This window comes from Ottowia beijingensis (genome assembly GCF_013423955.1).
GTDB classification, from domain to species: domain Bacteria; phylum Pseudomonadota; class Gammaproteobacteria; order Burkholderiales; family Burkholderiaceae_C; genus Ottowia; species Ottowia beijingensis.
Window position 1 is genome coordinate 1,468,202 of the sequence record NZ_JACCKX010000001.1, and the last position, 24,932, is coordinate 1,493,133.

General features: G+C 65.7%; 28 protein-coding genes and 1 pseudogene. 2 read left to right on the forward strand and 27 right to left on the reverse strand.

All coding sequences use genetic code 11. The features are described from left to right. Window positions 1-58 precede the first annotated feature (58 nt). From H0I39_RS07355 to H0I39_RS07465, 27 genes and pseudogenes are all read right to left on the reverse strand, one after another. Window positions 59-2,290 carry a hypothetical protein gene (locus H0I39_RS07355; RefSeq protein ID WP_308645799.1) on the reverse strand — a complete coding sequence of 744 codons (2,232 nt, stop codon included), beginning with the start codon at window positions 2,288-2,290 and terminating at the stop codon, window positions 59-61. A 12-nt stretch (window positions 2,291-2,302) separates the two neighbouring features. After that, the gene (locus tag H0I39_RS21840) at window positions 2,303-2,473 is read right to left on the reverse strand and encodes a hypothetical protein (RefSeq protein ID WP_257645676.1); all 171 of its coding nucleotides are present in this window, start codon (window positions 2,471-2,473) and stop codon (window positions 2,303-2,305) included. A 17-nt stretch (window positions 2,474-2,490) separates the two neighbouring features. After that, window positions 2,491-2,697, reverse strand: coding sequence for a hypothetical protein (locus H0I39_RS21845; protein ID WP_257645677.1), 207 nt, complete (start codon window positions 2,695-2,697; stop codon window positions 2,491-2,493). After that, the gene (locus H0I39_RS21850; protein WP_257645678.1) at window positions 2,694-3,092 is read right to left on the reverse strand and encodes a hypothetical protein; all 399 of its coding nucleotides are present in this window, start codon (window positions 3,090-3,092) and stop codon (window positions 2,694-2,696) included. Before H0I39_RS21850 ends, H0I39_RS21845 begins: the two co-directional genes overlap by 4 nt. A gap of 351 nt (window positions 3,093-3,443) precedes the next feature. Then, window positions 3,444-3,776 (reverse strand): hypothetical protein, encoded by a 333-nt coding sequence (locus H0I39_RS21855; protein WP_257645679.1) that lies wholly within the window; start codon window positions 3,774-3,776, stop codon window positions 3,444-3,446. Between the two features lie 3 nt (window positions 3,777-3,779). Then, the gene (locus H0I39_RS21860) at window positions 3,780-4,364 is read right to left on the reverse strand and encodes a hypothetical protein (protein ID WP_257645680.1); all 585 of its coding nucleotides are present in this window, start codon (window positions 4,362-4,364) and stop codon (window positions 3,780-3,782) included. After that, window positions 4,358-5,044, reverse strand: a complete 687-nt coding sequence (locus H0I39_RS21865) for a hypothetical protein (protein ID WP_257645681.1) — start codon at window positions 5,042-5,044, stop codon at window positions 4,358-4,360. Before H0I39_RS21865 ends, H0I39_RS21860 begins: the two co-directional genes overlap by 7 nt. A gap of 46 nt (window positions 5,045-5,090) precedes the next feature. Beyond that, the gene (locus H0I39_RS21870; protein ID WP_257645682.1) at window positions 5,091-5,819 is read right to left on the reverse strand and encodes a hypothetical protein; all 729 of its coding nucleotides are present in this window, start codon (window positions 5,817-5,819) and stop codon (window positions 5,091-5,093) included. Continuing rightward, window positions 5,774-8,698 carry a hypothetical protein gene (locus H0I39_RS07375; protein ID WP_257645683.1) on the reverse strand — a complete coding sequence of 975 codons (2,925 nt, stop codon included), beginning with the start codon at window positions 8,696-8,698 and terminating at the stop codon, window positions 5,774-5,776. The genes H0I39_RS21870 and H0I39_RS07375 overlap by 46 nt, the downstream gene beginning before the upstream one ends. Then, window positions 8,698-9,108, reverse strand: coding sequence for a hypothetical protein (locus H0I39_RS07380; protein ID WP_180550067.1), 411 nt, complete (start codon window positions 9,106-9,108; stop codon window positions 8,698-8,700). Before H0I39_RS07380 ends, H0I39_RS07375 begins: the two co-directional genes overlap by 1 nt. Window positions 9,109-9,144: 36 nt before the next feature. After that, window positions 9,145-13,181 (reverse strand): annotated as a pseudogene (locus H0I39_RS07385) (tape measure protein). Window positions 13,182-13,183: 2 nt separating this feature from the next. After that, complete coding sequence (locus H0I39_RS07390) at window positions 13,184-13,828, reverse strand: DUF6441 family protein (protein WP_180550068.1); 645 nt, start codon at window positions 13,826-13,828, stop codon at window positions 13,184-13,186. Continuing rightward, window positions 13,803-13,958 (reverse strand): hypothetical protein, encoded by a 156-nt coding sequence (locus H0I39_RS07395; RefSeq protein ID WP_257646271.1) that lies wholly within the window; start codon window positions 13,956-13,958, stop codon window positions 13,803-13,805. The genes H0I39_RS07390 and H0I39_RS07395 overlap by 26 nt, the downstream gene beginning before the upstream one ends. A 50-nt stretch (window positions 13,959-14,008) precedes the next feature. Then, on the reverse strand, window positions 14,009-14,407 hold the full coding sequence (locus H0I39_RS07400; RefSeq protein ID WP_180550069.1) for a DUF6631 family protein: 399 nt from the start codon (window positions 14,405-14,407) through the stop codon (window positions 14,009-14,011). A gap of 11 nt (window positions 14,408-14,418) precedes the next feature. Beyond that, entirely contained in the window at window positions 14,419-15,171 is a 753-nt protein-coding gene (locus H0I39_RS07405) for a phage tail tube protein (protein WP_180550070.1), read from the reverse strand. Further along, complete coding sequence (locus tag H0I39_RS07410; RefSeq protein WP_180550071.1) at window positions 15,168-15,389, reverse strand: DUF7210 family protein; 222 nt, start codon at window positions 15,387-15,389, stop codon at window positions 15,168-15,170. The genes H0I39_RS07405 and H0I39_RS07410 overlap by 4 nt, the downstream gene beginning before the upstream one ends. A 5-nt stretch (window positions 15,390-15,394) precedes the next feature. Then, on the reverse strand, window positions 15,395-15,841 hold the full coding sequence (locus H0I39_RS07415; RefSeq protein ID WP_054286364.1) for a hypothetical protein: 447 nt from the start codon (window positions 15,839-15,841) through the stop codon (window positions 15,395-15,397). A gap of 4 nt (window positions 15,842-15,845) precedes the next feature. Continuing rightward, window positions 15,846-16,148, reverse strand: coding sequence for a hypothetical protein (locus H0I39_RS07420; protein WP_069376976.1), 303 nt, complete (start codon window positions 16,146-16,148; stop codon window positions 15,846-15,848). Then, window positions 16,148-17,152 carry a major capsid protein gene (locus H0I39_RS07425; RefSeq protein ID WP_180550072.1) on the reverse strand — a complete coding sequence of 335 codons (1,005 nt, stop codon included), beginning with the start codon at window positions 17,150-17,152 and terminating at the stop codon, window positions 16,148-16,150. Before H0I39_RS07425 ends, H0I39_RS07420 begins: the two co-directional genes overlap by 1 nt. Before the next feature lie 2 nt (window positions 17,153-17,154). Then, window positions 17,155-17,532, reverse strand: coding sequence for a head decoration protein (locus tag H0I39_RS07430; RefSeq protein WP_004629291.1), 378 nt, complete (start codon window positions 17,530-17,532; stop codon window positions 17,155-17,157). Between the two features lies 1 nt (window position 17,533). Next, complete coding sequence (locus tag H0I39_RS07435; protein ID WP_180550073.1) at window positions 17,534-18,775, reverse strand: S49 family peptidase; 1,242 nt, start codon at window positions 18,773-18,775, stop codon at window positions 17,534-17,536. 33 nt (window positions 18,776-18,808) lie between these two features. Continuing rightward, window positions 18,809-20,323 carry a phage portal protein gene (locus tag H0I39_RS07440; protein WP_180550074.1) on the reverse strand — a complete coding sequence of 505 codons (1,515 nt, stop codon included), beginning with the start codon at window positions 20,321-20,323 and terminating at the stop codon, window positions 18,809-18,811. 1 nt (window position 20,324) lies between these two features. After that, window positions 20,325-20,546: a phage head-tail joining protein gene (locus tag H0I39_RS07445; protein WP_180550075.1), complete on the reverse strand. Its 222-nt coding sequence runs from the start codon at window positions 20,544-20,546 to the stop codon at window positions 20,325-20,327. Next, the gene (locus H0I39_RS07450) at window positions 20,546-20,938 is read right to left on the reverse strand and encodes a hypothetical protein (RefSeq protein WP_180550076.1); all 393 of its coding nucleotides are present in this window, start codon (window positions 20,936-20,938) and stop codon (window positions 20,546-20,548) included. The genes H0I39_RS07445 and H0I39_RS07450 overlap by 1 nt, the downstream gene beginning before the upstream one ends. Further along, window positions 20,938-21,429, reverse strand: coding sequence for a hypothetical protein (locus tag H0I39_RS07455; RefSeq protein ID WP_180550077.1), 492 nt, complete (start codon window positions 21,427-21,429; stop codon window positions 20,938-20,940). Before H0I39_RS07455 ends, H0I39_RS07450 begins: the two co-directional genes overlap by 1 nt. A gap of 29 nt (window positions 21,430-21,458) precedes the next feature. Beyond that, window positions 21,459-23,417, reverse strand: coding sequence for a phage terminase large subunit family protein (locus H0I39_RS07460; RefSeq protein ID WP_180550078.1), 1,959 nt, complete (start codon window positions 23,415-23,417; stop codon window positions 21,459-21,461). After that, window positions 23,417-23,962 (reverse strand): elements of external origin, encoded by a 546-nt coding sequence (locus H0I39_RS07465; protein ID WP_180550079.1) that lies wholly within the window; start codon window positions 23,960-23,962, stop codon window positions 23,417-23,419. Before H0I39_RS07465 ends, H0I39_RS07460 begins: the two co-directional genes overlap by 1 nt. A gap of 106 nt (window positions 23,963-24,068) precedes the next feature. Here H0I39_RS07465 and H0I39_RS07470 point away from each other — a divergent pair, with 106 nt between their 5' ends. Further along, window positions 24,069-24,275, forward strand: a complete 207-nt coding sequence (locus tag H0I39_RS07470; protein WP_169433214.1) for a DUF6900 domain-containing protein — start codon at window positions 24,069-24,071, stop codon at window positions 24,273-24,275. Window positions 24,276-24,370: 95 nt separating this feature from the next. After that, window positions 24,371-24,892, forward strand: coding sequence for a DUF3489 domain-containing protein (locus H0I39_RS07475; protein WP_180550080.1), 522 nt, complete (start codon window positions 24,371-24,373; stop codon window positions 24,890-24,892). The last annotated feature ends 40 nt before the right edge of the window (window positions 24,893-24,932 follow it).

The following is a 24,932-nucleotide window of genomic DNA, read 5'->3' on the forward strand; positions in this document are numbered from 1 at the left end:
AACCCGCCTGATGCACGTGGCACCAAGGCGGGTTCAGGGGTGATCAGGAAGATAGGTTTCAGATTTCGATGATTTCCAGCGTCAAGCTGGGTGCGCCGCCTTCGATGACGTCATCACGCACGAACACCTTCTGGCCGATGGCAGCGCTGCCGCGTGCGTGGATCAAGCCGCCGCCGGGCAAGGCGACGGTCACGACGCCGGAGCCGACGCCCACCACCGTGCCCGCCTGCAATGGCGGATCAGGGATAAGTTGGCGGAACTGCTCGTAGAGGTTATGCATGGCTCTGCACCCCAAGGTCTGCCAGACCTCCGGCATTCCTGCCTCGACTTGCGTCGAGCGCACGATGCCCAGCCTCGTCACGCTGCCGTCCTGGTACTCGACGAACGCACCCGGCTCGATGATTCCCGTCTCGGCCAGCACCGGCAGGCGCAGGGTCACCTCGATCTGTTGCCCGGTATCAGCTAGAACCGAGATGCCCCGCTGGCGCGCCGCAGCGGCTTCGGTGATCAGCGCATCGACCACCATCGGGGCCAGCACATCCCCGGCAGTCCCAGCCCGACTCACCTGCCCAAGCACACCGACATCCTGGCCGGACACGAACACGCGGTTGTAGGCGGGCCTCTCCGCCCAGCGCAGCGATTCGCGGGCCACCGCATCGACGGGCAGCACGAAATCTGGCGTGACGGTGTTCCACTCCCACGGCGCGACCGGATACCGGTGTCGCACACGGATGCTCTGGTTGGACGCGTGCGGGATCAGGTAACCTCCGGCCGCGCTGGCAATGGCAACCAGGGCTTCCATCCACGTGCCCTGCTGGGTGAACACCCCGGCAGGGACGTTCCAGTCGGTCAGGCCCCAATCGATGCTCCAGCCCAACGGGATGCCGTTGAGCGTGAGTACGTCGTCCATCAACTGCCGCGCCGTGCGCGCCTGCGGTTGCTGGAAGTTCATCACCGGCGCATAGGGCACGGCCAGTACGGCGTTGCGTCCTCTTCCGGAGATGCGGATGCTCGCGTCGCCGAACACACGCTCGCGGCTGATGCTCTCGGCCAACACGCGAAACGGCTTGCCGTTGACGCTGGCTACCAGTTCGACCGGGCCGCCGTTGCTTCCGGGGGCGACAAGAGCTTCTGCGGCGGCGGGCAGCAGCGCATCGAAGCCCCACGTCCAGGAGGCGGCATCGAGCGCCAGTGAAAGGCTGAACACCGGCACCGGCAGACCATCTGGCAGCCGATGCAAGGTCACGTTGTTGATCACGAAATACACCCTCCGAACGGGAACGACCACCGGCTCCCCATCGGGAGGTGGCGGGTCGATGTGGTTTTCACAAACGAACAGCAAGTGGCTGTCCGCAGGGGCCAATGCCGCGAACACCAGGTGGGCGCTCGGCGTGTAGCAAGGTTGTGGCGCGGGCGGCTCTGGGATCACCCAGATGCTGATCCCCGGCGGTGGCGGAGCGGCTTGCCTGTACCGGCCACGCCAACCCCTCGCTGATGGACTCGCGCTCTGAAAATCACTCCCTTGGCGCTGGGCGAGCTGCCGCGCGGTTTGCCAAGGGCTCACCCGTCCCGCGCGCTTGGTGCGGTCGCCGTCTTGATGACGAAACCCCGTCACATCGCGCAGGCGGGACGCGTTCTGAAACAAGCTCAGTCGAGCCAATTCGAGATACGTGCCATCCTGATGCGCGAACCACGTCAAGTCGTGGAAGCGCCGAGCCTGTTGCTGGCCGGTGCGATGCTGCGCAGGCAGCGAGGCCAAGACCGGGGGTAACTGATGGTCGACGCCTTGAGGCACGGCAATCATGCGCCGCCAGAACGTCTTCCAGCCTGCGGGCGTTGCAGCCGCATCCTGCTGGCCCTGCTTCGCGCCGTCCTCCGTCTGCTTAGCCACCTGCCAGAGGTGCGAAGTCCGACCCACCGTGGGACGCTGCGTGTGCGACGCGTACCTGACCTCTCCGGTGAACACCACGCCGGGCAGGCTTGCGCCAGCGCCAGCCCCCACGTTCAAGGGCACGCTCGGGCGCAAGACCAGTGACTGCACCGTCAGGCCCGGCAGTTGGGCCAACAACTCTGCCCGGGCCGGTGGGATGAACTTGATCGTGACGACCGGCAGCGGCAGCGTGGCCCGCACCGTCACATCGTCGCGCGGGGCGATGTAGTTGGCTCCGAACACCAAATTGGCGTCGGTGGCAGCGGGTTGATCGAAGAGCAGATCTACCAAGGGCGGACCGACCACCACGGTGACGGCGGGCGCGGGCAACGTGGCGACCAAGGTCACCTCGTTGGTCACGGCAGGCACGGCTTACCCCAGGATGGCCGACACCATCCGGGCGTCACCGCCCAGATAGAGTTGGGTAGCGGCCAGTTTCACATCGCCATCGCCGTCGGTACCGCTGCAATCCAGATCCAAAGCCGTGACTTCGTTGCCGTTGACCAGCCGCGCCCACGTGGCGACGCCGGTGCTGGTGATCAAGCCGTCCTCCTGTTGCGTCAGGGTGAGGAGTCCCCCGCAATCGTGCCTGCGGGCTTGGTGAGCCTGATCTCGACCAGCATCGCGCTCGCGGGCGTCGTCGCCGGGGTGGCGGGACGCGTACCGCCGTAAATGCGCAGGCGCGCCGGGTTGTTGCCTGCGTCGAGGAAGGCCAAGGTGCCTGCCAGCCGCGCCTCGTTGTGTTCGACAGTGATGGCAACGGTCACGGCATCATCTCCGGGCGTAGGTTGTCCGCGATCACGGCGCGGTACATCTGCTTGTGGTCGTAGCTCACCACGGTGTATCGCTGCGCCGGGTCCAGCAGTTCGAATCGGTAGTTACCTCCGATGCCTGACCAGGTCTCGGCGACCAGGACGCGGGTGTTCTCGCTGATGAGCTGCACCCTCCGCACCAGCGGTTGGTCGGGTTGTCCCTTCTCCTTGACCGTTCCGACGATGAATCCGTGGCCGCTGAAGTGGATGTTCTTGCGACCGTTCGGAATTGGATGGAACTGCCAGTCGTAGCCACCACCTCGGTTCCACAGATTGCTCGACGGGCTGTTGAGACGCGACAAGTCGACCTGGGCATTGACGCCGATGTTGGCGGCGGGATTGGGCGGCACCGAGGTCGAGCCCCGGCCAGGGGCAGGAGATCGTCGTCGGCGTTCACGCCCACCGTCGTCGGAAAAGCGGGCAAGCCAGACGGGGTGTCGCCTGCGATAGCGTGGACCCGTGCCGTGGCTCCGTACAAGAAGACGCCAGGAATCAGCTTGCCCCGGTAGGCGGCATCGCCAACCTGGAACATCAGCACGCCATCCGCTTTGAACTGGATCAACCGCGCCCAGGGCACGCCGTTGGCATCAAGGCACCGACGATGACCTCGCAGCGCAGGGTCAACCGCTGGCCGACGTTGAAGGTCGGAGCCACGTCGGCCAACCCAGCGATAGGCCTCGCCCCATCATTGACCCCGCCCGTCACCGCAGCCCCGTCACCGAAACCACTGTTCCAGCGGGAAACACTCCACCCCCGTCGAGGTGTGCGAACCGGTAGCCCTCGGAACCATTGCCGGTCGTCATCCACAGCCCGATGTGCTTGCGGGCGCTTGGGTCGGTCAGCAACTCGACGTCGGCCTCGAACCAGAAATCGCCGTGGGCGGTTTCATTGAAGCGCAGGATGGACTGGCTGTTGGGAGCCGAAATGTCGATGGATTGCTGCGCACTGTTGTGCGTCGCGGACATTCCGCCCAGGACTGCGGTGTAGCCGGTGGCAGGCGCAGTGGCGAAGGACTCGCTCAGCGGGTAGCTCATCGCTTACCTCCAAGGCCCGGTGATGTCGAATGCGATCTGCGCGCCTTCGGTTTCCGAGCTGTATTGCGTCCTGACCAACAGGAACCTTCTGCCTTCCTGACCGACGACGTTGTCGACGATGGTCTGGTCGCTGTACGGACGATCCTGGGGCATCCACAGCATTCCAGGCAGGATGCCGCGCATGTGGCCATCCTCCTGCCGCACGTAGGTGGGCAGCAGCCACAAGCTGTAGTCGGCTCCATTCGGGAACGGTGTCGGGCCCCGGCCGCAGATCTGCTGGCCGTTGTTCGTGTTCAGGGACGTGAGCCCAAACCGCACCGGGTTGCCGAGTTGGGTGTGGTTGCGCAGCAGCACCTTGCCCGTGAAGTCCAGGGACGAGACCAACCCGTAGCCGCTGAACTGGCCGGGATAGCTCCAGTAGTTGCTCATCCCCGAGTAGTTGTCATCGGCAGCCAGCACCGTGGCGTAGTTGTCACCCGGCTTGAAGCTGATGAGGTCCCCGAAGCAGTAGCTGTTGCGGCCATACCAGCCGTAGCCCGCCGCGTTGGTGCAGAAGAGGAAGAACAGGCGGTCGTCACCGATCAGCACCCAGTTGCGCCCACCGCCGCCGCTGTCGCCATTGCTCTCGTACTGGGGGCCGCGCGCGTGGAACCACTTGTACCAACCCCACTGGCTGGCGGTGACCTGCTTCCAGTTCTGCGTCGGGTTGTTCGGGTCATAGGGGCCTGCGCGCCGACGATGGTGTCGATGTCCGACAGGTCTTCGACGATGCCGACGTTGGCCCACTTGGCCCAACTCGTCGTGTAGTTGGGCGTCTTGAGGCTGTTGTCGATCAGCAGCAGGTTCTGCGGTGACTGCGGGTTCTTGCTGCGGTAGGCAGCCTTGTGAGTAGCCGAGAACGGCTTGTCCCACCCCAGCGGGGCGACCTTGGCCGAGAGACTCGTCACCGTCGTGGCAGGCGAGACGGGCGTGCCGGTCACCGCGTAGGTGAACGTGGTCATCGTCGCCGTCAGCACGCGGAACTGTCCGTTGTACTCGGGCTGCTCAGCGCCAGCGATCTCGACCACCTGAAATGGCCGATAGGCGTGGCCCGAGGAAATGGTCGCCGTGGCGATGCCGTCGGCAAAGGTCAACGTATCGATGGCCTTCAAGGCGAAGCCATTGATCAGGCACGCATCGAGCATCGTCACCAGATCGCCCCAGTTGTTGGCGATCTGGGGCGCGCCGGTCATGCCGCTGCTGAAGTATTTGACGGTCAGGTCGGTCATAGGAATTCCTGCGAGAAGGGTTCAAAGATCAGGGGCACCCACACCATCAGGGCGTGTCGACGTCCCCGCGAATCAGCAACGTGAAGTGGTCGTCGGGCACGGACTCCGGTCCCTGCTGGACGGTGCGCACCACCCAGACCGGGAACTGGCTGCCGATGGTGTTGAAGCGCAGCACGTTGCCGGTGGCCCAGCCGTTGCCCCAGCCGAGCGCGGGCAGACGGAAGTACGGCACGCCGGTCGCCGGGTTGTTGGGGGCGCAGTCGGCACTGGTATTGCCGGTGGCGATCACACCTACGTTCTCGCCGATGACCTCGAACGAGGTGCTGTTGGTCATCCGAACCACCCAGCGCTCGGTGAGCGCCCCGCGATTGGTGACCGTGATTGGGTACTGGGTGTGGTTGAAGGTGGCGGTGGCAGCGCTGCCGATCAGTTCATCCGACCAGCTGCCGTTCCAGGTGCTCTGGTCGAACACGAGGTTCACGCGGGCGAACAGGTCACCGGCCACCAGCGCACTGGAGACGAAACTGCCAGAGACCGGATCGCCGGCACTGGCCAGCGGATAGGCGTGCGTCAGCGGGCGCGTGAAGCTGATCTCGCCGTTGATCTGCACGTCGCGCACCACGGCCATGTCCTCGATGCGGTGCTCGATGGTCACTGGCTGGCTGTAGCCGGTCACGTCGGTGAACGTGACGGTGCCTGCTTCGAGATCGGTAACGTAGCCTGTGTGGATCACCACGCCGTTGTGGCCGACCACGCGCACGCGCGAAAGACGCACCCGCGCGCAGTCGATGGTCTGGCCGTTGCTGACCGAGGCAGTGATGCGACCGGTGTGGCCGACGACGGCGAAGCCTCCTGGACGGAAGATCGGCACCCGCCCATCGCTGGGCAGGCGCACCGGGTCGATGCCCAGCAGCGCCGCATCGAGGGTAGATAGCTGTAGGCCACGGCGCTGTAGCGCAGGCTGGAAGCCGCGACCGGCTCTGGCCGGAAGATCTTGCCGTCTGGCCGCACGTTCTCGGCGTCGAACCACGGCTCGCTCTCGTTGCCCGCCGCCGTGACCACGGTGCCAAACCGCACTCGCACAAGGCCAGTGTCGTAATCGACGCTGCCGATGACGCCAGACGCGGTGATCGTGCCGTCGATGCCTGCCGTCACGGTCTGGGTTCCACCCACGGCGCGGGCGAACTGAATGGAGAGCGATCCTGGGCGAAGTGGCGCAGCACCGGTGCGGAACACGTACTCACTGGAGATGTTCTCGCCCACAGTGGTCACGCAACTGGCGCGCGTGATGCTGTTGGTCGCGCCCGCCGACCACGAGGTGAGCGTCACCGCACCAGAGAGGTAGTTGATGCTGCCGCGCGTGACCCAGCCGCTGGGTGTGAATTCGCGCAGCGTGCCCTGACCGTTGTCACCCCAGGGCTGGCTGCCCGCGATGGACAGCAACACCGTGCCCGTCACCACCTGCGCGTTGACGCCGGGCACCAGCCGAAACGATGGGCTGAACGCGAACGTCTCGCTGTGGTTGCTGGTCGAGCCCGCGCTGTTGTAGCGCAGCTTGACGTAGCCGGACTCGTCGTTCGGGTACAGCGACGGCGCATCCACGTAGTTGATGCCGCCGTAGTTGAGGCGGAACATCTGGCCCACGCCCGACGCCCAGCCAAGGCGCTGCGCCCCGTAGACGGGACTTGGAATCTTGACCGTGACGTCGGGCTGGAACTGCACCGCCCCGGTGGCATAGTTGACGCTACCGATGACTTGGCCTGCGCGCAGCACATTGCCCGCACCATCGTCGCGGGCGTATTGCGTCGGATCGACCCCGTTCCACAGGCCTAGCCCCATCGCCTGAATCTGCTGCAGCGTGTAGACCCCGAGTACGGCGGTGTCCGTCAGGGTGTTCCACTCGATCTCCAATGAACCCGGCTCGATGGAGCCCAGGGTTGCAGTCACCGGCACCTTGCCCTGGCCATCGCGCGAGGGGTGCGCGAAGCTGTCCTCCTGCTTGGGGCCCGCAACGTAGTCCACGGTCAGCAGTGCGCCGACTGGCGGCAGGACATTCGGCGCGAAGCTCAAGAGGTTCTGCGCGACGTTCAGACTACCGGTGGCAGCACCACTGAGCTCGCCAGACGTGGTGGCGGACGCCGTGCGCGTGCCCGTGCCGCTCTCGTGTGGCCAGGTGATGGTGAGCGTGCCTGGCTGAACGCTTTTGCCTTCGGGCGGGGCAAGCTGCAAGGCCTGCGATGCCTTCAGAGCGGCGGTTGGCTGCTGCGTTTCCTGGGTCGGCACGTTCCACGTCAGGATCAGCGAGGAGCCCACGTCGGGCAGTGCCCCCAAGGTCACGACGAAGGCCCCAGTGTTCTTGTTGAAAGTACCCGCGCCGTAGCTGGCATCCAGCCCTTTGAGAGAGCCATTGCCGCCATCCGAAAGCACGTACCAACGGCCCTGCGCCATGTAGCTGATGGCAAGCGTGCCGGGTTGTGGCACCGGGTTCACGGTGCCGACGTAGGACTGGCTGCGCGATTCCGGCGTGACCGCGATCTCCGCGCTTTGCGGCGCGCGCTGCAGTTGTGCAGCAGGTGTGTAGGTGATGGCCTTGCTGTTGGACATCGAGCCGGAGTTCAGGCTCAGGATGCCGTTGGCGTAGTCGATGGTGCCCAGCGTGCCGCTGGCGGTCTTGAGTAGGCCCGCATCGTCGAAGATCGTGATGCCATCGGTGACGATGGACAGCGACCCCGGCAGGCAGCCACCCGGCAGGTTGAATTTGATGCTGGTGTTCCAGGCGTGGCTGGCCGTGTAGCTCACGGGTGCCGCGCCCGGCACCGGCAAGCCTGCTGCAGCGTAGGGTGGCACGAAGGAGATCGGCGTCTCGGTCTGGGCGCTGGGCACGAGCTGCGTGTAGATGGACGCGCCCTTGATGGTGAAGTCGCCCACATTGGCAGCCTGCGTCAGCGGCACGACGCCGACGTAGGTGCCCGCGTCGGCCACCACCGTGTCGCGCGTTTTCGTGCTGTTGGTCGCCCGCGTGAAGGTTCGGCTGGCGGGCGAGCCCGTGAAGTCGAAGCGCAGCGCGTCGCTGATGGCGACGGTGACGACCGCCGCCTTGTAGTCCTGGTCGGTGTTGTAGGTGAAGCTGCGCTCGACCACCGACACGGCGGTGGCGCGGATGTACTGCTCCTTCTGCGTGGGCAGTCCCTCGTTCTCGATCAGGACGAGGGTCTGGCCGACGTTGGGCACGGCATCGCTGAGGCGCTGGAAGAGCTGGATCACCCGCTGGCCCGCGATGTGGTTCTCGAACAGGTAGCCCGCCCACTCCGGCCCTTTGTTGAGGTAGGCCTCGATGCGGGTCTGCGCCTGCTCACGGGTGTCGAAGGTCTTGCGGGTGGAAAACAGCGTGACGCTGACGCGCACGTCCTGCGGCGGCTCAGCCACGATGACGTTGGCCCCGAAGTAGGTGTCGGTATCGTCCGTGGCCACCTGCACGAAGCTCTTGCGCAGGTTGACACGGCCTCCGGCGCGATCCAGCTCGGAGATGTCGGGGAAGATGGCGTTCGATACGCCATCGGCAATCACGAGGCCCGTGGGCGCGCCGCCGCCTTCGGGCACGTCCGCCATCACGGCGGACTTGAGCAGCTTCACGTCGCCAGATTGAATTGGCATCAGGCAATCTCCAGAAATCGAAGGGTCAGGCGGTAGAAGTCGTTGCCGGATCGCGCCGGGATGCCCAGCACGGGTTCGGCCTCGATGGCGACCTCCTGGTGACGGAAAGCGACCGTGAAGACCCGGCCATCGGCGAAAGTAAGTTCGAAGCGGCCTGTGCTGCCGCCCACCGGAATCGCCGCCCATGCGCGTAACTGCTCGACGGCGGCACGCGTCACCCAGGCCATATCGGGTGCTCCCACCAGGGTGATCGGCCGACCTGCCTGCCGGGCGGCCGACTGGATCAGCAAGGCCCCGGTGATCAGGTAGGACGCATTGGCGACCGCTGGCGACCACGCGTGCTCGTCGCTCCAGAGCAAGTCGTCCGGCAATGGCAGAGCCACCCCGCTGTCGAGGTTCTTCAGTTGCATCGGGAAACCCTCAGGCAGAGAAACAGGAGCGCACGGTCAAGCCGTGCGGGCGCGGGCGGCGTCCAGCAGTTGCAGCAGTCGCGCTTCGTCGCGCGCATCGACGGTGGCGTTGACCTTCTGTTGTCCCGAGGACAGTTCCACGCGCACGGTGCGGGTGGGCGTACCTTCGGGCAACGAGGGACGTGGCAGGCTGCGGCTTGCGGGCTGCACCAGACCACCCGAGGCAAAGCCCTGAATGCCCGCCAGCGCACGCCCGGCCAGTGCCTGCGCCGGAGCGCTCAGGTTGTTGATGGCTTCGAAGAAGCCAGCGCCGTAGCGGGCGACGGCCTGCCGGTTCACGACGAACTCGCCCGGGGTGAGCATCGCCGGGACGGTGTCGGATTTCGCCAAGCCACCGCGCCGGTAAAACTCGCCCTGGTTTTGCTCCATGTAGTCGATCAGCTCGCGCTCCAGGTCTTTACCCCAGAGCAGCGGCTGGGCCATCGCCTGCCGCCACGTCTGCTTGATGCGTTCGAGGTTCTGGCGCTCGTTGCCGGTCAGCGTCTTGCGGCCGATGAAGTCTTCCAGCGTGCGGCGATCCTGCTGCGCCTGCTTGCCGTAGTTGTCCATCGTCTTGCTGCGCATATCCAGACTGACCGATGCGCCGTAGTTCCACTGCAGCCAGCTCGTGTACTCGTTCATTCCCTGCAGGCCGAGGTCGATCATCTTGAGCGCCTCGAACGCTTCGCGGTTCTTCTTGGGCCTGCTCGGCTTGTCGTGGGGATCGGGCCTGTGGAGCCGGTACCGCCCAACGAGGCAACGCGCCCACCGACCGCGAAGTGGGCGACGCCATTGGCCAATCGCGAGAGCGCGCCACTGCCGTACTTCTGCACCGCCCCCTTGCGGATCACGAAGGCCCCGGCATCCAGGGTGCGCGGCACGGTGTCGTGGTGGCCGGAGCCGGGCACCGAGCCACCGCTCATCCGGGGAAAGGCCGGAGCCACCGCGCCGCCGTCGGCAAACCGTCGCACACCGCCAACCAGACCGCCTGTGGCATTGGTTTCCACTTTGGTCACGTAGATGGTGTGGGTGCTGGATGTGTTACGCCCATTGAGGCTGTCGATCTCCCCGCGAACCGCGCCGACGTTGCTGGCCACCTGATGCTGAGATTCGGTCTGGATGCGATCCAGCGCCTTGATCATCCCCTCAACGTTGGTGATCGCCGCCTGCGCCTTCTCGGTCGCCACCTTCAGCTCGAACTGCGCGTTCTGATCGGCGTAGGTCTTGAGCTTGTCCAGTGCTTCCTTGGCCTTGGAAACATCGGCATCGACCGGCAGCGTCTTGCCCTCCTTGAGCAACTGCTCGTATTCCTTGAGCTTTTTCTCCGCTTCCTGCAGGTCGGCCTGGATCTTGAGAAGGTACTCCTTCTCGGCGAGCGCCTTGTCCAGATCGGCGATGGCCTGGTCGAATCGCGTGGTGTCGGCGTCGAGCGTGACCTTCAGGCCGTCCTTGAGCTTGGCGGTGACCTGGTCGATCTGGGTTTGCGTCTGCTCCAGCGTCTGGCGAATCTGGTCACGCGCGCTGAGCGCTTCGCGTGCAGCGGTCTGGTGCGCCTTGGCCTCGGCATCCAGCGCCTGGTTGAGGATTTCCTCAGACTGGCGGATGCGGTCGATGGCGTCACGCACCCCTTGTTTTCCTTGCGCGGCCTGCACGTCGGCATCCTTGGCCTTCTGCGCCAGTTCCGCGCGCAACTGATCGGCTTGCCGCATCAAATCGGTGGCCTGCTGGTACTCCTGCCTGCGGTAGGCCTCGCGCGACTGCGCTTCGAGCTGCGTGACCTGCGACACCGCCTGCTCGGACTGCTTGCGCGCTTCCTCGCCGCGCTTGGCCTCGTTGGTCTGGCTGGTGGCCACCTGCGCGGCCATGTCCATCGCCTTCTGCGCGAGCTGGCGAGCAAGCTCCAACTCGCCGTTGGCCAGCGCGCGACGCGCCTGTTCCTGCATCTCGGCGATCTGGCGCTTGCGATCCTCGGTGGCCTCGTACTCCGTCATGCCCTGGCGGCGGATGTCGCGGATGCGCTCCTCCGTGGACATCGACAACTGGCGCTTGGCTTCCTCGATGCGCTGCACTTCCGCCAGATGCCGGTTGGCTTCGGCGTTGAGGGCGTCGATGTGTTGGCGGTACTCGGAGAGCGCCTGCGACAGGGTCTGACGCTTGGTGGCGAGGATGTCGTTCTCGACACGCTGCACGTTGGCCCGGCGCTCCTCCTCGGTCTGACCTTGCCGGGCGGCAGCGTCCTTGCGCGCCTGTGTTTCCTGATCGATCAGGCCGAGCGTCTCGGTCGTGGCCTGACGGCGCAGCGTGGTCTGCTGCGTCAGCGCCTCGGTGAGGAGCTGCGTGGACTTGGTGATCTTGGCGGTTTCGGACTGCTGGGTACGCTCCAGTTCCGCCTTCTCCTGGTCGTAGCGGTTCTTCACCGCTTGTACCTGCTGCGCGAGGCTCGCCTCGACGATGGCGGTCAGCCCCTTGTAGGCTTCGGCCATCTTGGCGGTGGCGTCGCCCACCACACCTTGGGCCTTGCCGACCGCCTGTTCGACCTCGCCCAGCCGGGACTTGAGCTTCTCCAGGGCGGCGTGCACGGCCTCGATGCCACGCCCGACCGCTTCCTGCGTGCCCTGGCGCACGGCTTCGAGTCGCTTGGCGATTTCCTCGGCAGCGGTCGCAGCGGTGTTCATCGCGCCTTTGGCTGCGTTCGCACCTTCGGTGGCGTCGGCGTACATCTCGGCGAAGATACGATTCATCTCCGCGAGCCGCTGTTCGTGGCGCTTGGTGGCTTCAGCGATGGTGTCGGACGTGAAGATGGCGGCGAACACCTCCCACTGGAAGCGCAGGTGCTCGATGCCCTTCATCAGCACCTCGACCATGAAAATGCCCGCCTTGCGGACGATCTCGAACTTTTCCGACAGCCACGTCCCGATCTCCCAGCCGATGATGGCCGCGCCCAGCACCCCGAACGCCACGCGAAGCTTGCCCACCGTAGCGATGGCATTGGACAACGATAGGTTGGCCGTTGCCCACGCGGCCGCCGTGGTGCTGGCCGCTGTCACCGCCGCCGCACCTGCCGTCTGCCACGCGATGATCAGCGCCGGAATTAGGCGGTAGACCAGCACCGCGAGGCCGACCTCGGCAATGCGGCCCAGCCACTTCATCACCGTGTCCAGGTTCTCCGACAACCACGTCAGGGCCTCGGCGAGCTTCTTGGTGAAGCCGGTCGATTCATCGAGCTTGCTGACCCACTGCCCGAAGGCGTTCGACAGACGCGTGAAGGCCTGGCCAACGGTCATCGGCAGTTGCGCATACTCGGCGGCCAGCTTGTCCTTCTGGCTCATCAGCGCGTTGACCACCACGTCGGCGGTGAGCCGCCCTTCTTCGGCGAGCTTCCTCAGCCGTCCGATGGGCACGTTCAGACCATCGGCGAGCGCCTTGGCCAGACGAGGGCTGTTCTCGACGACGGAGTTGAATTCCTCGCCGCGCAGCACGCCCGAGGCCAGCGCCTGCCCGAACTGCAGCAGGGAGGACTGCGCCTCGGTGGCCGATGCGCCCGAGATGCGCAGCGCCTGCGAGATGCTTTCGGTGAGCGAGAGTGCATCCTGCTGCTCGCCACCCAGCATCCGCACGGCCTGCTGGAGCTTGCCGTAGAGCGTGGCGGTTTCCTGGATCGGCACGCCGATGCGCTGCGCGATGGCGAACAACTCCTTCTGCGCGACCGTGTATTCGCGCTGGCCTGCGGTGGCGAGCTTCAGGCGCGCGGACATCATGTTCCAGGCGTCGGCGATCTGGACGATCTCCTGCACCTTGCCCGCCGCCCAGTTGAGGGTGAGGAAGGCCAGCAACTGCGTCTTGGCCTTGGCGACCTGATCGCCGAAGGCGTTCATCCCGGCCTTGACCTCGGCCATCCCAGCGGCGGCCTTGTCGCCAGCGGTCTTGGCGTTCGAGCCAAGCTCGCCGAGGCTGCGCTCGGCAGAGGTGATGGCGCGTTTGAGCCCCTCATCGGCCCCTTCGAGCGCAACGAGGATGGAAATTCGGTTCGCCATCTTCAGTCCACCAGCCACAATTGCTTCTCGATGCGGGCGGAGAGGCGCGGAATGCGCCCTGCGACGATGCGTTCGACGTTCAGACGCTTCTTGAGCTGCACGCGCGGCACCAGCACGGCAATGGGCACGTCCGCGCCGCGCTTGAGGCGCTTGACGCCCTCGGCCTTGCGGTAGCGGCGCTTGAAGCCCGACAGTGGCCGGTCGTGTTCCTTGATGTTCTCGGCCATCAGCACGATGTTCCCCTTGGCGTTCTTGATGAAATAGGCATTGCCACCGCGCATCAGCTCAGCGATCTGCGCCTTGAAGCGTTTGCGGCCCACGCGCCCGTGCAGCGGGATCAGCATCCGGCCACCAATGACGCCGCCACGCTCGTGGATGCCCGACCACGGGATGCGCGAGCCGACGTAGAGCGCGGGCAGCCGACTCCGATCCTTGTCGAGCACCTTGGCGGTGAAACCCTTGACGAAGGATTTCTTGACCACCGCCATCTGGCCTGCAACGTGGCTGCGCACGTCCTCTTTGAGTTCGGCGGCCTCACTGGCGATGCCGCGCGCGACCGCCTTCTGCACCTTCTCGCGGAACTCGCCGCCCCAGCGGCGCAACTGCGCCTGCGCGGCCTTGCTATCGATGCGAACCGAGATGCGCATGGTCTTGGAGCCTGTCGAGGGTCTGGTCGATGTGGCGGGCGTCACCGCGTGCGCCGATGGCGATCAGCGAGAGCAGCCGCGCATCGCGCGCCGCATCCTCCCGCGCGGTGGCGGCGGCGAAGCCGCGCACCTGCGCCAGGGTGTAGTCGAGGATGTCCGGCAGCCGGTGGCCGTGGGCGATCAGGAGTTGGACGGCGTCGAACCAGCCGTGGTCACTGCCACCGCCGCGCTCGTCTGCGCGATCAGCCCGTCGAGCCGAGGCATGACCGTCCGGGTAAAAAAATCGGCGTTGACCTCGATCACCTTGGCCGCCAGCAAGATGGCCTGGTCGGCATCGAGCGCGTCGACCCACGCGCGCGGTTTGCTGACGGCGATGGACACAGCCGTCAGCAGGTCGTCGCCGCGCTCGCCGAACAGTGCCAGCCAGTCGATGCCATCCCCGCCGATCTGCTGCATCACCGGCGTGATCGCGCGCAGGAAGGCGGGCATCTGGCCGACCTTGAGTGGCTTGATAGCCAACGGCTCCCCGTCGATGACCAGCTCCACCGCTTGCGGGATGAGGGTTTCCAGATCGCTCATGGCAGTCCCCATCACAGTTGCACGATGCGGCCGAACTGGCCAAGCACCGTGTCATAAGGCTTGGTGGTGTCGGCCAGGAGCGAGCCTTCCAGCTCGAACTTGTTGTACTCGTCCGAGATGAAGGAGATTTCCTTCAAGGGATCGAAGGCCACGCGGTACAGCTCGACCAGCACCTTGGCGTTGCCCTGCGCGGTGTTGATGCCTTCCAGGCGCAGGTAGCGCTCGGGCAGCGCCTGCGTGAAGATGCCGATCTCGGTGGCGACGCCGTAGCTGTAGGCGGCCTTGAACGGTGCGGTGAAGCCGGTGATATCCAGAAACTGGAGGGCACCGAAGTCGGTGTCGGCGGTGTAGTGCGTGCCTGCGGCCAGCGTCGCGGGCGTGCCCGCCGAGTCGGTCACCACCAGCGCCGACACCTTGGGATGGGCGAAGAAGTAGCGGTCGCCGACCACCGGAGCAGCGCCGCCGATGGTTTCGGCGGTCACAGTGCCTGTGCTGCCGGTGACGTGGTTGCCGTACAGCGCCAGCGCGAGGTTTTCCTTGGTGAACTCCTCGATGGTGAGATTCACGGTGGCCGACTTTTGCTTGACCATCCGGTGGTCGAGCGAGCGCTGGCCGGTCTGGCTCTCGTAATGCTCCAGCACGTCGGTCTTGAGCGAGAGCTTGAGCTCGGCGACGTTGCCGGGCGAGCGCACTTCGATGGGCAGGCCGGACTCGTCGCGCTTGCCGAGGAAGACGCGGCCCTGAAAACTGGCGTAGGTGCTCATGATTTGGATTCCTTACGTTGGGTGGTGATGGGTCTGATGGGCTCAATGGGTGTGCCGTCGCCTTGCGGCTGGGGCTCGGGTACGCGCTGGCGGTCGTGGCGGGCGATGCCGTTGGCGATGAGCCAGTCGGCAGTGCTGCCATCCACATCGAGCCGTTCGCCCGCCTTGTGGGCTTGGCCCGCGTGGGTGTGCGGTTGGGTCAGAACGATGGAAGTCATGGGGGTCATCCTTTGGCTGAAAGATCGGTGTCGAGCGTCCGGTAAGTGATCGCGTAGCGCGCCGGAATCGTGGCGGCCACCGCATCGGCGTCCTCAACGTCCCACTCGCATTCCTGCTCGCGGATGCCCAAGGCAAGGCCACCCAGATTCCGGTCGGCCAGCAGCGCGGCGTGGGCGGCGGTGAGCAGCCGGTCGGCTTCGGTTTCCGGAATGGCGGGAGGTACCGCGCGGGCCAGCGCGACGAGGCGCACCGTGAGCTCGCGTGTGACGCGGTCGTTGGCGCGCTCGGTGATCGATTCGGACTCGGGAAACACCACCAGCGCCGGGCATTGCTCCCGGCTGATGGCCACCGTGGGCGAGCGGTGTAGCGTGGCACCGAGCGATTCCACCGGCGTGCGGACAGCCGCCATCACCGCGAGCAGAATCTGTTCGCGGATCGAGTTGCCGGACACGGCACTACACCCGGGTGAGCTGTGCGCGCATCTCCGAGCCGTCGCCCACGGCCCGGGTGCTACGTACCTGATAGATCACGCCATCGATCTCGACCGCCTCGCGCGGAACCAGCCCCAGGAACACCGAGGCCGGATACGACATCTGATAGTCGGTGGTCGAGGCCAGGCCGTCGAACACGGTGTCGTCCGGAGCGGCGAAGCCAACCGGGTGGCGCTGCGCTGTCGTGCCGTCCGAAGGACGCCAGAGGCAGTCCTTCAAGAGCCCGGCATTGGCGGCCGATTCGTAGATCTGCTCGACGAGACTCATCACGCCACCGTCAACTTCACCAGCACACCCGGACGATGGCACATCGGCAGCGGGTTGGACTGCGTGTGCAGATCGGTGCCCCGGTCGAACTTGCGCGGCTCCTGCTTGGCGTACAGCGGCTGGCCGACCGTGTTGACGGTTTCGTTGAAATCCGCCGGTGCGAAGTAGGTGCCGAAGGTGTCGATGGTGCCCAGCGGGAAGGCATGAGCCTCGCCAGCGGCGATGAAACGGCGTACGGTTCCGCTGGCATCGGTGGCCTGACCCCGGTACTCCTCGAAGGTGATACCGCCGTAGGTAAAGCCGCGACGCACGTCGTTGATGAGGATTGCCCCGTTCTGCCAGTTCTCGAAGGCCTTCTCGACCTTGGCGTGGCCGGTGAGCGCGGCGAAGAACTCCGGCGAGCACAGGCAATGGACACCATTCATGAACTCGCCTTTGAGGTTCTCCTCGATGGTTGCCAGCACCGTGGTGCACTTGGCTTTCACATTGGTGCCCGCCGTGCCCAGCTCGAAGGCCACCGCCTGCTGGGTGATATCGAAGGCATCGAACAGGTCGTAGAGAACCGAGCCGTCCGCGTCGAGGATCACGCCCTTGAGCGCACCCATGCGCAGGTGCTCCAGCGTGATCGCATGCTTGTTGCGCATCGTCTCCAGATGGCGCGCGATCACGCCTGCCACCGTCTCGGTTTCGGTTTCCGAGCCGAAGGCACGGATGCCTTGGACTTCCTCCGGCAGCACCACGTCGTCGTGCGGGATGTGCGGCACCACGAAAGAGCGCAGCTTGCGTTTTCCACGCACGCCAACCGTGCCGGGTGAACCCGGTGGCAGCGTAGGCAGCAAGTTGAGCACGCCGTTCATTTCCTCGACGACGATCTGGCGCTGCCGTACCGGCTTGGACGGCATCAGGTTCAGTTCTTCCAGACGCCCGTAGCGGTTGGGCAGGATGTTGATGGCGGCGGTCAGCGCCGTCATCGAGAAGGCGGGATTGCTGAAGGGGTTGTTCATGGTCAGGCTCCTTGGCGAACGAGCACGCCCAGCGCCTTAAGCTGCGCAATGGCGGTGAGTTTTTCGGCGGTGGTGATGGCGTCGGGCCACGCGAGCGCATGGTGGGCGACGATGGCGTGACGCGCGACGACGAGACCGTCGTCACGGTCGATCAAGGTGGCGTCGCAGGCCTGCAGCAGCACGCCAGCGGCGACCTGCGTGCCGTCTTCTGCGGACGGATCGAGCTGTTTGAACTTGGCCGTTGCGGTGACGATGCCGACCACCGTGCCCAGCGGCAGGTTCTGGCCCGAAGCGACCGTGACGCGGTCGCGCGAGTAAAGGTTGGGGGCTTCGTACTTGAGCAGGTCGCCCAGGTTCAGAGGTTCGGCGAGAGCGGGCATCTCAGATCTCCTTCTTGGTGGATTGCGCTGCGATCTGCTTGGCGGCGTCGATCAGCGGATTGCTGGCCACAGGGCGCGCGGCATCGGGGGCGATGCGGCTGGTGATTTCGGGACTGGCTTCGGCCTGCGCCGCAAGCAGTTGGCTGCGCACCTTGGCGGGCGAGGACTGGGCTTCGAGGAAGCCCGCAATCAGGTCGGTTCGCCCGGCCAACGTGCAGGTCTGGGCGATTTCGACGGCGTCGGCCACGCTCAGCGCGGTGGCGGTGGAGGCGGCGGACGGTTGAGGAGGACTGCCAGCAGGATCAGCAAGAGGCCGATCAGGAGCAGCGGGGTCGGTTCGATCATTCATGGAAGACTCCATCTGGTGGTTGCGAAGAAAGCCCGCTTGGCTGGCCGGAGCCACCTGAGTCGGGAGTGGGGAAAGCGATTGCGTGAGTTGCGTGAGCGCGTCGTCGAGGCTGCCGACGGCATCGGCAAGACCGGTGGCAACGGCGTCCGGTCCGAAGAACAGGCCCGCTTCGGTGGCGCGCACGGCGTCCGCATCGAGGCCGCGATGTCGAGCGACCGTCTCGACGAACAGCTCGTAGATGCGATCCACCTCGGCCTTGAGAACCGCGTGCGCGGCGTCGGAGAGCGGCTCGTGCGGGTTGAGGTCGTTCTTGCGCTCGCCCGCGAACACGGCGGTGTAACGAACACCGTCCTTGGCGTCCTTGACGGATTGATCGATGTGCATGGCGATGACGCCAATCGAGCCGATACCGCCGGTGCGCGCGACGAACACGCGGGTGGCGGCGGACGCCAGCGCATAGGCCGCCGAGAACGCCATGTCGTTGGCCACGGCCCAGACGGGCTTCACTTGCGACGCCACGCGGATACGGTCGGCCAGATCGAACACGCCACCCGACTCGCCACCCGGCGAGTCGATGTCGAGCAGGATCGCAGCGACCTCGGGGCTGGTGAGCGCGGCGTCCAGTTGCGCGGCGATACCGGTGTAGCTGGCGAGACCCGATTCGGCCTCGAGGCCCGAGGTTCGGCGCACCAGCGTGCCGTGGATCGGGATGACGGCAACCTTGCCGATCGGAGGCCCAGGCGCGCGGGCCGCAGGCGTGTAACCCACGGGCGCGGCGAGGTCGGCGAGGCCGATGCGCGCACCGAGCACGGAGAGGATGATGTCGAGTTTCGGCCGATGAATCGCCAGCGGCACGCCGAACAGGCGCGCAGCCAGATGAGGTAGCAAAGTCATGGGAATCCTTCGGGAAAGCGGTCAGGCAGCGAATCAGGGAAGCGATTGGCTACCGGTGATGTCCGGCGCGTTGGCGCTGCGGTTGGGTTCCGAGCCGCCGCCTTCCTTCGACGTGTAGCGAGGATCTGAGTCGAAGATCAGGCCGAGGTCGTCGGCGCGCTGGTTGTCGGCGGCGATCTCACGGTCGACGTCTTCGGCGTCGTAGCCGTTGGCCGAGATGGCTTCCGAGCGGCTCATCAGGCCGGCGCGGATAGCCAGCAACATCGCTTTGAATTCCTTCTCCGGGTCAACCCACTGCCAGCCCTGGGGAATCCACTTCACCGCGAGGTACTGGCGGCGACGGGCTGGCCCACCACGCGCAAAGCCCGGGGCATCCAGGGCCCCGGCGAGCACCGCCTGCTTCATCCAGGCCGCCCAGACCGGGCGGCACATCTGATGCACCAGCACGCCGTGCTGCACCATCTCGCAGCGACGCCGGAACTCCAGCATCCCGGCGCGGATGGACGAGTAGTTCACGCCGGTCAGATCGCCGGTCAACTGCTCGTAGGTGATGCCAATGGCGGCGGCAACCGCGCGGAACTGGGTGCGCAGGAATTCGGAGTACGAACCGCCAACGTCGGCCGGATCGGAGAACTTGATGTCCTCTCCGGGCTCCAGAATCTGCAGCGTTCCCGGCTCCAGCCCGGCGAGCGCAATCCCGTCGGCGTCCGATGCGCCTTCGCCCATCAGGTTGTCCTCGGGGCTGGCGCGCGTGACGAAACCCGCGAACATCGCGGCGGTTTTCTTGCGCACCAGCTCGGCGTCGTCGTACTGGTCGAGCTCGTTGAGCTTGACCAGGGCCCGCGACAGCCACGGCTCACCCCTGATCTGGCCCGGGCGCAGCACGCGGAACAGATGGATGATCTCCTTGGCATCGATGCGCACCGTGTCCATCCCGCCCTGGCCCGACATCGGGGCCAGTCGGCCATCCTCCGGGTGTGATCGGTACAGGTGGTAGGCCACGCGCCGCCCCAGGCTGTCGAACTCGATGCCAGAGCGCACGACGTTGCCGGACGGCAGATCGGTGTTCAGGTTGATGGGCAGGTGTTCGGGCTCCAGCAACTGGAGCTGCAGAGGCACCGACAGGCCATCCTCCGGACGGCGTGGCCGCAGTCGGATCAGGCATTCGCCACCTTCGAGCATCGCCCGACACGCCAGGGCCTGCAGGCCATAGAAGTCGGTCTGTCCGGCCGCGTCGGCTTCCTCGACCCAATCGCGCCACAGTGCCTGCACCTCGGCCTTGAACCGTTCGTCGCCAGACAGGCTTTGCGGCTTGATGCCAGTGCCGACCGCATTGGCTACGAAGGCTTCGATACCGGCCTGCGCCCAGGCATTGCGCCGAACGAGGTCCCGGCTCTTACCGCGCAGTTCGGCGTTAGTCGCCAGCATCGCGGCGACCGCACCCGGATTGCCGGGCATCCAAGCCAGCGAGCGACGACCACGACCTGCGGCTTCGTGTACCGGCGAGGCACCGAACAACCGGCGCACCGTTTGGGAGAACCACGCCATCTCAGAACCCCTTGCGCGTGGTAATGCGGATCTGGCGGGGCGCACCGGGCAACAGCCCGGTCTCAGCCGCCTGCTGAAGCAGTCCCCGCCTGACTTCGCGGATGGCGGCCATCAATTCGTCGACAGAGCGGTACTCGACCGTCTTGTCGGCAAAGGTCACGCGCCGTTCGCCCTTGGCGAGCGCGGATTCCAAGGCCTGGAGCTGGGTTTCTGTATAGGCCATCAGCGGTACACCACGAGATTGATTTCGGAGGAGTCATCGAACGACGTTGCTGTCGTCGCGCAGGAGATGTCGACGTACTGAGCGGTCTTCAGGTCAGAGCTGGCGCGTAAAACGGCTACACGCTGCTGGCCGCTGTTGCTGCTGCTGCGCGCGAGCGCCGTCCAGCAGTAGTTGGCGTCCGGCATCGCCACGGCGAAATGCACGCGGTATCGGCCCGCCGCCGTGCGCACGACGCTGGCCACATTGCGCGCGCTGGCGATCACGACCTGGCCATTGACGTAGCCGAAGCTGACCCACACCCGGGCAAGGCCGGGATGTGTGGCGTCGATCTTGGACTTGACCTCGAAGCCGATGCGCGCCGCCAAGGCGGCGATGCTGGAGGCGAGGCTCATCAGGCCAGCACCCCGTCGAAGATCGCGACGAAGTCGGTGTCGGTGTTGCCGACATCGCTGGCCGCGACCGCACCGATGTTGGTGCAGGCCTGCAGTTGCTCGGCGACCGTCAGGGTCTGCGCCGCGTCGAAGCGCACACGCAGATTGACGGCGGCCAGGAGCGCGTCCAGACCCGTGCTGCCGTTCTGCAGGAGCTGCTGGATCTCGACCAAAGTGTCGTAAGCGGCGTCCGCGCCACCGAGGATGTCGGCCTTGAGCGCGTCGAGTAGCGACACGATCTTGTTCGACGAGTAGGTGGTGGAGGTGGCGATCTGGTTGTCGTCGATGGCGGTGGCGGCAAGCACCGCCGCCTTCAGCTCGTTGATCGCCGCGACCAGACTTGACTTGTCGGTGGTGGACAGGCTGGCGAGATTGCCTGCGGTCGCCCGGACGTCGTTGAACTCTTGGGCGACGCGGATGACCAGGCTCTCGATGCGGGTGGCAAGACTCATGTGTTCTCCTTGGTTTGAAGCCGCCGCCGTCAGCGAAGCCAACGGCTTCGGATGACTCGTCGACCGGAATTGCGGGTGCCAGAAGCAGCGAGGCCACCGCGTTGGGTGGCCTCGTTCAATTCGATGTCGTGGATGGGCGGTGGCTCATCCGGTGGGGGTGCTACCCCCAATTGCCGCTCCAGTTCGCGCCAGTGGCGTTCCTCGAAGCGATCAAGTCCCGCGCTGGATGCGGCCGCGCGGGCGTAGACATAGCAGTCCAGGGCCTCGTTGCGCTCGCGCATCTTTTGCCACTCGCGCACCGGGAAGCCGTTGCGGTCGCGGCGGGTGATCAATTGCTCCGCGCAGAGCTGCTGGATGAGCTCGGCGTCGATCTTCGGCAGATGGACGAACCCGGCAGGAAACACCGGGGTCAAGCCGTCCTCGCCGACGTCCGCGCTCTTGCGCAGGTTGTTGTAGAACTCCAGCTTGGCGATGCCGCCCGCCACCGTGAACACCTTGATGCCCCGGCGCAGCTTCTTGCCGCCCTGCGAGACATCGATGGCCGTGGGCGTGCCGATCAGGGCCGCGCCGCGCGGCACACCCTTGACCGCCATCACGCGCGCATCGTGGCAGGCACGCACGAAGGCGTAGGCTTCCTGCGTGGCAAAGCCGGTGTCCAGCGCGAAGCGCGCCAGTGGCATCGTCACGCCCGAGGCGTGTGTCCAGTTTTCGGCCAACATCCCGGCGAGGGCTTTCCACACCGCATCTCGGGCGGTATCGCCCATCAAGACCCGGTGCTCGATGAGCCAGGACTCCTTGCCGCGCCCGAAGGCCCAGATCGAGGCCTCGATGCGGTCCTTCTGGACGTCGGCCGCGCCCACCAGCAGCAGGCCGCCCAGCGGCACGCTGCCAATGCGGTAATCCTCGCGGCGCTCGACCAGCCGTTGCCAATCGGGCGCTTCGCCTTCCTCAACCCAGGTCTCGCCCAGCTCGGTGTTCTTGAAAGTCTTGATCGCGGCGGCCGATCCCGACTCCTTGTTGACGGCGGCTTCCCACGCGGCAGCGATGTCACGCCAGGAGCGCCAGCCCACCGGGCTGTACAGCGACGACAGGTGAAAGCCTGCCGTCTTGCCCTGTGCCATCGAACGCCATTCGCCACGCTCCAGCATCCACGTCTTGTGATGCTCGGAAATCGCGGTGTCGCACGATTCGCAGACGTAGGCGACGGTTTCCGGTTGCCCCTTGTCCCAGCGCAGTTGCTCGAAGCGCAACCATTGCGGGTGGTTGCAGTGCGGGCATGGCACGAAGTAGCGGCGCTGGTCGCTGGCCTCGTACTCGCGCTCGATTGCCGAGGCGCCAGAAATCGTCGGCGTCGACACGATGAAGATCTTGCGCCGGGCAAAGGTGCGTGTGCGCGCCTCGGCCAGCGAGATCGCATCGCCTTCACCCTCGACGTCCAGCGGATACCCGTCAACCTCGTCGAGGAACAGGTAGCGCACCGGCATAGAGCGCAAGCCTACCGCGCTGTTCGCCCCGGTCATCACCAGCACGCCGCCCCGGAACTCCTTGGCCAGAATGGTGTTGCCCGAGTCGCGCGAGCGCGCCGGGGCGATCAGTTCGGCCAAGGCGGACGATTCCTCGATCAGCGGGTCGATCCGCTGCTTGGAGTTGCGCTTGGCCATCTCCACCGTTGGCCAGACGGCCATCATCGGCCCCGGCGCATGGTGAATGACGTAGCCGATCCAGTTCGACCCCATTTCGGTCGCACCGAGCTGCGCTGCCTTCATGAACACCACACGCTCGACCGGCGAGGTCGGCGACAGGCAATCCATGATGGCCTTGAGGTACGGCGTGCGGCTGGTACGCCAGCGCCCCGGCTCCGCAGACGCCTTGCTGGAGAGCATCCGGTGGCGATCTGACCATTCCGATACCGTGAGCAGCGGGTCGGGAGTAAGCCCGTCGCGCCACGCCCGTTCGATCTCCTGCGCGCCTTCGTAGTCCATCGTCATCAATCCACGCGCGGGCGCAGCTCGCCCAGCTCAATCAGGTGCTCGCGCACGGCAGCCTCCAGGGCCACGTGCATCTGGTGCGCATCGACACCGAGCGTGGACGCCATCTGCCCCGAGATACGCGCGGGCCAGTTCAACCACGCGTCGCGCTCGATGCGCGCAAGTTTGAACACGTGGGCCACGGCCTGCGCCCGATCCACCAGCTCCTTCTTGCGGTGCGCCAGCTCCACCTTATTGAGCTGGGCTTTGAGCACTTCGTTGACGGTGCGTGCCTGTAGCAGCGATGTCCCGCCCGTCGACAACGGTGGGGTGCCGGGTTCGGGCACCTCACGCTCAGGCAGTACGCGCGCCTTCGCGGGGCTGACCTTCTCCGGCGCTGCCGCCTTGCGGGGTTGCAATGTGTTTTGTGCCCACTGCGCGTCGGCGGTATCCGGATCAATCGTGCCGTCTGGCCGCGGTGTGATCCGCCCGGTGTCGATGGCCTTCTTCACGGCCACGTGCGACACGCCACGGTGGCGCGCGTAGGCGCGAATGGAAAGTCCCATCGTCACCTTCAATCATTTGTTCGTCATGTCCGCAGATTGAGCTTGGCTTCCATCGGGAACAGCGCGTTCATCACGTCACGCCAACCAACCCCGAAAGGAAAACGCCATGAGCCAGATCGACACCATCCTCACCCTCATCGCCCAGAAGCATCTCGGCATCGAAACCCTGCAGACCCGCAACGCCGACAGCCTCGACTTCCACGACACGGCGGTGTGGTGCCTCAAGGACGCGTTGGAAGCGGCCTTCAAGGCGGGCGTCGAATTTGCCGCATCGAGCCCGAAGGCCGCGGAAGCGGAAATCGCCAAGGACTGACGGGAAAGCCGCCAAGCCAAGCAGAAAGCGCTTGGCTTCAGTCCCGGACAGCGCGTTCATCACATCGTCATCCACCACCCCCGAAGGAGCAGCCCATGACCACCACCAACCTGACCACGGCCCAGCACGCCATCCTGGCCAAGGCCATCAACACCAGCAGCGGCAAGATCGACTGGTTCCCCGACAACATCAAAGGCGGCGCGCGCAAGAAGGTGCTCGACGGGATGTTCAACCGTGCCCTGATCACCAACGACGGCACCGACTGGTTCGTCGCCGCCGAGGGCTACGACGCACTGGGCATGAAACGCCCGGACGTCACCCCGCCGATACCGGAAGTCGATGCCGAACTGGAGCACGCTGTGGCCACCGCCGAAGCGACGTGGACGCAAGCACCGGCGCAGGCCAAGCCGCGCACCCGCGACAACAGCAAGCAAGCCGAAGTGATCCGGATGCTGCAACGCCCCGAAGGCGCAACCATCGGCCAGATCTGCACCGCCACCGGCTGGCAGGCGCACACGGTGCGCGGCACCTTCGCCGGGGCTTTCAAGAAGAAGCTGGGCCTGACCATCGTGTCGGACAAACCGCAGGGCGGCGAGCGGGTGTACCGCATCGCCTGATCAGAAAGATCGAGAAAGAGGCCAAGCGGCGCTTGGCTTC

Coding starts and splice junctions, on each gene's coding strand:
- H0I39_RS07450 (WP_180550076.1), bottom strand. CDS start 20,938: ATGAGCCTCGCCTCCAGCATCGCCGCCTTGGCGGCGCGCATCGGCTTC.
- H0I39_RS07465 (WP_180550079.1), bottom strand. CDS start 23,962: ATGGGACTTTCCATTCGCGCCTACGCGCGCCACCGTGGCGTGTCGCAC.
- H0I39_RS07390 (WP_180550068.1), bottom strand. CDS start 13,828: ATGCGCATCTCGGTTCGCATCGATAGCAAGGCCGCGCAGGCGCAGTTG.
- H0I39_RS07405 (WP_180550070.1), bottom strand. CDS start 15,171: ATGAGCACCTACGCCAGTTTTCAGGGCCGCGTCTTCCTCGGCAAGCGC.
- H0I39_RS07455 (WP_180550077.1), bottom strand. CDS start 21,429: ATGAGTCTTGCCACCCGCATCGAGAGCCTGGTCATCCGCGTCGCCCAA.
- H0I39_RS07425 (WP_180550072.1), bottom strand. CDS start 17,152: ATGAACAACCCCTTCAGCAATCCCGCCTTCTCGATGACGGCGCTGACC.
- H0I39_RS07470 (WP_169433214.1), top strand. CDS start 24,069: ATGAGCCAGATCGACACCATCCTCACCCTCATCGCCCAGAAGCATCTC.
- H0I39_RS07460 (WP_180550078.1), bottom strand. CDS start 23,417: ATGACGATGGACTACGAAGGCGCGCAGGAGATCGAACGGGCGTGGCGC.
- H0I39_RS07400 (WP_180550069.1), bottom strand. CDS start 14,407: ATGAGCGATCTGGAAACCCTCATCCCGCAAGCGGTGGAGCTGGTCATC.
- H0I39_RS07420 (WP_069376976.1), bottom strand. CDS start 16,148: ATGAGTCTCGTCGAGCAGATCTACGAATCGGCCGCCAATGCCGGGCTC.
- H0I39_RS07430 (WP_004629291.1), bottom strand. CDS start 17,532: ATGCCCGCTCTCGCCGAACCTCTGAACCTGGGCGACCTGCTCAAGTAC.
- H0I39_RS07380 (WP_180550067.1), bottom strand. CDS start 9,108: ATGCAACTGAAGAACCTCGACAGCGGGGTGGCTCTGCCATTGCCGGAC.
- H0I39_RS07440 (WP_180550074.1), bottom strand. CDS start 20,323: ATGGCGTGGTTCTCCCAAACGGTGCGCCGGTTGTTCGGTGCCTCGCCG.
- H0I39_RS07375 (WP_257645683.1), bottom strand. CDS start 8,698: ATGCCAATTCAATCTGGCGACGTGAAGCTGCTCAAGTCCGCCGTGATG.
- H0I39_RS21865 (WP_257645681.1), bottom strand. CDS start 5,044: ATGACCGACCTGACCGTCAAATACTTCAGCAGCGGCATGACCGGCGCG.
- H0I39_RS07410 (WP_180550071.1), bottom strand. CDS start 15,389: ATGACTTCCATCGTTCTGACCCAACCGCACACCCACGCGGGCCAAGCC.
- H0I39_RS07475 (WP_180550080.1), top strand. CDS start 24,371: ATGACCACCACCAACCTGACCACGGCCCAGCACGCCATCCTGGCCAAG.
- H0I39_RS07435 (WP_180550073.1), bottom strand. CDS start 18,775: ATGACTTTGCTACCTCATCTGGCTGCGCGCCTGTTCGGCGTGCCGCTG.
- H0I39_RS07445 (WP_180550075.1), bottom strand. CDS start 20,546: ATGGCCTATACAGAAACCCAGCTCCAGGCCTTGGAATCCGCGCTCGCC.
- H0I39_RS21855 (WP_257645679.1), bottom strand. CDS start 3,776: ATGAGCTACCCGCTGAGCGAGTCCTTCGCCACTGCGCCTGCCACCGGC.